The sequence below is a fragment of the Edaphobacter sp. genome (assembly GCF_035532915.1).
Lineage (GTDB): Bacteria > Acidobacteriota > Terriglobia > Terriglobales > Acidobacteriaceae > Edaphobacter.
In genome coordinates this window covers 1-5774 of record NZ_DATKQC010000385.1, presented here as the reverse complement: position 1 = coordinate 5774, position 5774 = coordinate 1, and the positions used below count along the sequence as shown (strand labels likewise).

The 5774-nt window shown below is 57.6% G+C and carries 5 protein-coding genes; all 5 read left to right on the top strand.

From position 1 onward, the window contains the following. The coding region (gene nuoF, locus VMU57_RS18390) for an NADH-quinone oxidoreductase subunit NuoF (protein ID WP_325386089.1) at positions 1–1234 on the top strand (1234 nt) is incomplete at its 5' end. Then, positions 1234–3891 (top strand): NADH-quinone oxidoreductase subunit NuoG, encoded by a 2658-nt coding sequence (nuoG, locus tag VMU57_RS18385; protein ID WP_325386087.1) that lies wholly within the window; start codon positions 1234–1236, stop codon positions 3889–3891. The genes nuoF and nuoG, both read left to right, overlap by 1 nt. Beyond that, positions 3888–4838: an NADH-quinone oxidoreductase subunit NuoH gene (nuoH, locus tag VMU57_RS18380; RefSeq protein WP_325386085.1), complete on the top strand. Its 951-nt coding sequence runs from the start codon at positions 3888–3890 to the stop codon at positions 4836–4838. Before nuoG ends, nuoH begins: the two co-directional genes overlap by 4 nt. A gap of 25 nt (positions 4839–4863) precedes the next feature. Continuing rightward, positions 4864–5379 (top strand): NADH-quinone oxidoreductase subunit NuoI, encoded by a 516-nt coding sequence (nuoI, locus tag VMU57_RS18375; RefSeq protein ID WP_325386083.1) that lies wholly within the window; start codon positions 4864–4866, stop codon positions 5377–5379. A gap of 8 nt (positions 5380–5387) precedes the next feature. Next, positions 5388–5774: NADH-quinone oxidoreductase subunit J (gene nuoJ, locus VMU57_RS18370; protein ID WP_325386081.1), on the top strand; the 387-nt coding region annotated here is incomplete at its 3' end.

The window sequence follows — 5774 nt, the reverse complement described above, 5'->3', positions numbered from 1 at the left end:
ACTCAACCTCCAAGGGTATGAGCGTTCGGGTGGATATCAGGGCCTCCGTAAGGCCCTGCGCGAGATGACGCCTCAGAAAGTGCAGGAGGAAGTTAAGACCTCGGGCTTGCGCGGCCGTGGCGGCGCCGGCTTCCCCACCGGAATGAAGTGGAGTTTTACGCCCATGGGTGAGAGTTCTCCGCGACCCAAATACGTAGTGGCCAATGCGGACGAGATGGAACCGGGCACATTCAAAGACCGCTACCTGATGGAAGGCAATCCCCATCAGCTGATTGAGGGATTAGTTCTGGCGGCCTATGCCAACCAGGCTGATATCGCCTTCATATTCATCCGCGGCGAATACAAATTATCGCAGGAAAGACTGGCACGTGCGATTGCCGAAGCCTACTCGGCCGGATATTTGGGAACGGACATTCTGAAGTCGGGTTACGGGCTTGAAATGTATCTCCACATCAGCGCAGGACGGTACATGTGCGGCGAGGAGACAGGGTTGCTGAACGCGCTCGAGGGCAAGCGCGCCAACCCGCGTGCCAAACCGCCATTTCCGCAAGTATCTGGCCTCTGGGGCAAGCCCACCATCGTCAATAACGTTGAAACGCTTGTAAACGTACCCCACATTATTGAAAAGGGTGCGGCTTGGTTCCAGAGCTTGGGCCGCACGAGGGATGCTGGCACGAAGCTCTATGGCGCCAGCGGAAAAGTCAAGCGTCCAGGCCTATGGGAACTGCCGATGGGGACCCCGCTGCGCGAGATCCTGGAAGAGCATGCGGGCGGCATGCGCGATGGGCTGCGGTTTCGAGGAGTTCTTCCCGGCGGCGCCTCCACGGATTTTCTCGTCGAAGAGCATCTCGATGTGCCAATGGATTACACCGAAGTCCAAAAGGCCGGAAGTCGCCTTGGGACCGGAACCATGATCGTCCTTGACGATCAGACCTGCCCGGTGGGAATGACCTCTAATCTCATTCACTTTTTTGCTCAGGAGTCCTGTGGTTGGTGTACGCCCTGTTGGAGCGGCCTCGGCTGGGCGAAACAAATCCTGGCTGCAATGGAGGAAGGGCATGGAGAACCGGGCGACCTTGACAAGCTTTCCTTTCAGTCGAACTTCTGGTCACCAGGGCACACCTTTTGCGCGTTGGCGCCTGGTGCCGCAGAGCCTCTACAGAGTGCGTTGAAGTTTTTCCGCGATGATTTTGACCGGCACATAAACGAGAAGCGTTGCCCCTGGAGACCCTGATGGGAACCATCTACATCGACGGCAAAGCCTGCGAAGCAAATCCGAAGCAGAACCTGCTGCACGCCTGTCTCTCGCTCGGGCTCGACCTGCCGTACTTCTGCTGGCATCCCGCCCTGGGTTCGGTAGGCGCATGTCGTCAGTGCGCCATCAAGCAATTTAAGGATGACCAAGATACTCGCGGGAGAATCGTCATGGCCTGCATGACGCCTGCCGTGCCCGAGTCCCGCATTTCCATTCTCGATCCCGAAGCGGTTGCTTTTCGCGCCGGCATTATTGAGGGAATGATGCTGAACCACCCCCATGACTGTCCAGTATGCGACGAAGGCGGCGAGTGCCACTTGCAGGACATGACGGTGATGACCGGCCATAATTACCGTCGCACGCGATTTGCCAAGCGCACGTTTCAGAATCAGGATCTCGGCCCATTCGTTTACCACGAGATGAATAGGTGCATCCAGTGCTACCGCTGTGTGCGCTTCTATCGCCAGTATGCCGGAGGCAGCGACCTGAACGCGTTTGGCATCGGGAACGCCGTTTATTTCGGGCGGGACGAAGATGGCGTTCTTGAAAACGAATTCGCAGGCAACCTGGTGGAGATTTGTCCAACTGGCGTCTTTACCGATCGAACGCTCCGGCACCACTACACGCGAAAGTGGGATCTTCGAATGGCGCCTTCGATTTGCGTCCATTGCGGAGTGGGCTGCAACATAACCGTTGGAGAGCGCTACGGATTGCTGCGCCGGGTCGTGAACCGCTTCAACAGCGAGGTGAACGGCTACTTTCTTTGTGACCGCGGGCGCTTTGGCTATGAGTTTGTAAACAGCGAGGGCAGAATCCGCACTGCGCAGATCAACGCAGAGACGATTTCCGGCGGGGAGGCAGAGCAACATTTTCAATCTCTCATTTCCAGGAGTGAGAGACCGATCGGCATTGGCTCGCCCAGGGCTTCGCTCGAGGCAAACTTTGCGCTGCAACGGCTTGTGGGGAAAGATCGCTTTTTTGCAGGAGTTGCCGGTAGCGAGTGGACGCGGATCGGGAAGATGGTGAAGCTTCTTCAGACCGGGCCTGCCAGGTCTCCATCGCTGCACGACATTGAATGTTCCGATGCTGTGCTGATTCTGGGCGAAGACGTCACGAACTCCGCACCCCGGATGGCACTCAGTCTGCGCCAGTCAGTTCGTCAACAGCCCTTCGACGCCGCGAGGAAATCGCACACTCCTCTGTGGACGGACGACGCAGTGCGCGAAATGGTGCAGGACCAAAAGGGCCCATTCTTCATTGCGGCGTCTGGCGCGACGCGATTGGATGATGTCGCCACTCGAACGTACCGGGCCGCGCCCGATGACATCGCGCGACTGGGCTTCGCGGTTGCTCATGAAGTTAACCCTGATGCGCCGGGAGTGCCCAACTTGCCTGAAGAGATACGGGAACTGGCCCGCGCTATTGCAGACGCACTGAAAAGCGCGGCACGACCACTGGTCGTTTCCGGACCCGGTTGCCGGAGCCTGTCCGTAATAGAATCCGCGGCGAACGTAGCCAAAGCCTTGTGTGACATCGGCCGGCCTGCGGCGCTCAGCCTGATTGCACCCGAGTGCAATAGTTTCGGTCTGGCGTTGATGGGTGCGCGCCCGCTGAGCGAGGCGCTCGCGTTGACCGGGAAGGTCGATGCTCTGATCGTTCTGGAGAACGATCTGTACCGACGTCTCCCAGCGAGACAGGCGGATGGATTGCTAAGTTTGGCGGCTCATCGGATCGTGCTCGATCACCTGGCGAACCAAACCACTGCGAAAGCAGATCTGCTTCTTCCCGCCGGCACATTTGCCGAGTCCGATGGAACGCTGGTCAACAACGAAGGGCGCGCACAACGGTTCTTCCAGGTGTTCGCGCCGGAGCAAGAGGTGCGGGAGAGTTGGCGATGGCTGCGCGATCCGACCTGGTCGTCTCTCGACGATGTTCTGACCGCCATCACAAAAGAGAATCCAGAATTAGCCGCTGTAATCAAGGCTGCGCCGCTATCGGATTTTCGGTTGGCAGGCGCGAGGATCCCGCGGGAGCCACACCGCTACAGCGGGCTCACCTCCATCACCGCGAATGTCAGTGTCGTCGAACCCAAACCGCCGCAGGACCCGGACTCTGCGCTCGCATATTCCATGGAAGGCGCATCTCTCCAACCGCCCAGCGCACTACAACCATTTTTCTGGACCCCCGGCTGGAACTCCATCCAGGCTGTGAACAAATTCCAGAGTGAGATTGGCGGGCCACTGCACGGAGGTGATCCCGGGATTCGCCTGTTCGAACCATCGCAGGGAGGAGAGTACTTCACCGCAGTGCCAGCCGCTTTTAGCCGGCGCGAAGCGGAATGGATGGTCCTTCCTATCGAACACATCTTCGGCTCTGAGGAACTTAGTCTTCAGGCTCCCGGGGTTGCGGAGCTTGCGTTTGAGCCCTACCTGGCCGTCAACGCCGCCGACGCGGCCAGTCTTCACTTAGATGAAAATGCTGGAGACGTCGAGATCGAACTCGGTGGAGTAAAGCAGCGACTGCCATTGAAGGTTCTTCCTGATCTGCCGGCGGGGGTCGCAGGAATTCCTACAGGCCTGCCGGAAGCTTCTGGAGAAGAATTCCCTGTCTGGCGCCGGATCGAGCGAGCAACATGACCAGTCCTTACCCACTTGCGTCGATTCTCGGAATCCTGATCGTGGCGCTCAGCCTTTCGGCGCTGCTCATCTGGGTGGAACGCCGCTTTCTGGCGCTCTGGCAGGATCGCTACGGTCCGAATCGAGTCGGACCGTTTGGCTTGCTGCAAGTGGTCGCCGACATGATCAAGATATTCACGAAGGAAGACTGGATCCCGCCGTTTGCGGATAAGGCGGTCTTCGTTATTGCACCGGCCATCATTATGGTCACGGTATTGTTGTCGTTCGCCGTACTGCCAATTGCTCCGGGAATCATCGTTGTGGACCTCAACATCGCTCTGCTCTTTTTCCTGGGTATGTCCTCGCTTGGCGTCTACAGCATTGTGCTGGCCGGCTGGGCCTCCGGCAATAAGTACTCCCTGCTGGGAGGGCTGCGCGCCGCCGCGCAGATGATCAGCTACGAAGTTTTCATGGGCATTTCCTTGATGGGAGTTGTGCTGCTTGCTGGCTCCTTCAGCCTGACGACAATCGTGGAAGCGCAAAGGAATCGGTGGTTCGTGCTTCCTCAATTTCTCGGTTTCGTTCTGTTTCTGATCGCAGGCATGGCCGAAGCACGGCGGTTGCCGTTTGATCTTCCGGAGGCCGAGGCTGAGCTTGTTGCAGGATTTCATTCCGAGTATTCAGGCATGAAGTTCGGTATGTTCTTTGTGGGGGAATACCTTGGCATCACACTGATCTCCTCCATGATTACGGTCTTGTTCTTCGGCGGCTGGATGGGGCCGTGGCTGCCTCCCCTCGTATGGTTCCTCGTGAAGGTGTTTGCGTTCATCTGCTTTTTCATCCTGTTACGGGCTTCGCTACCGAGGCTGCGTTTCGATCAGCTCATGTCCCTTGGCTGGAAGGTAATGCTCCCGTTGGCGTTGGTCAATCTCGTGGTAACCGGGGCCGTCGTGACGGCTTTCAAGTGAACCGCTCAGAGAGGTGGGTTAAGCAATGCTGAGCTTGTTGAGAACCATCTGGAGCGTGTTCCTGCACACCTTTCGCCGGCGGGTCACCATCCAGTATCCAGAGCAGAAGCCATATCTGGCGCCGCGCACCAGGGGGCGCATCATTCTATCGCGGGACCCGGATGGCGGCGAGCGATGCGTAGCATGTCACCTCTGTGCGGTCGTCTGTCCGGTGGACTGCATCTCGCTGCAGGCGACGGAAGATGAAAACGAGCGTCGCTATCCGGAGTTCTTTCGCATCAATTTTTCAAGATGCATCTTTTGTGGCCTTTGCGAAGATGCGTGTCCGACATATGCAATTCAGCTCACGCCGGATTTTGAAATGTCCGAATACAAACGTCAGAACCTGGTTTATGAGAAGGAAGATTTGCTGATTGACGGGCCAGGGAAGTATCCGGGCTACAACTTCTGGCGCGTCTCGGGAGTGAAGATTGGCGGCAAAGAGAAGGGTGAAGCGGAGAATGAAGCGCCCCCGGTGGACCTCCGCAGGTTGTTGCCATGATGACTTTCATGGAATTCGCTTTCTATATCGCGGCAGCTGTGGCCGTGACTTCCACGCTCCTGGCCATCACACGGTTGGTAGCCGTGCATGCGCTGCTCTATCTGATCGTTTCGCTTCTGGCTGTGGCCGTGGTCTTCTACACGATGGGCGCTCCCCTGGTAGCTGCGCTTGAGGTAATCATCTATGCGGGCGCGATCATGGTTCTCTTTGTTTTTGTGGTGATGATGTTGAACCTGGGAACGCAGGCCCGCGAAGAGGAACGTCAATGGCTTGCAGGAGGCGCATGGATCGGCCCTGTCATTCTCTCTGCGCTCCTGCTTCTCGAGGTGATCTATTTAATAGCCCGCGTTGGCTCAAACAGCAGCATGGGCGGCATCGCGGATCCGAAACAGGTT

What these genes read in the sequence shown, in the direction of transcription:
- nuoI (WP_325386083.1), top strand. Translation starts at nt 4,864, where the DNA reads ATGCTGAGCTTGTTGAGAACCATCTGGAGCGTGTTCCTGCACACCTTT.
- nuoH (WP_325386085.1), top strand. Translation starts at nt 3,888, where the DNA reads ATGACCAGTCCTTACCCACTTGCGTCGATTCTCGGAATCCTGATCGTG.
- nuoG (WP_325386087.1), top strand. Translation starts at nt 1,234, where the DNA reads ATGGGAACCATCTACATCGACGGCAAAGCCTGCGAAGCAAATCCGAAG.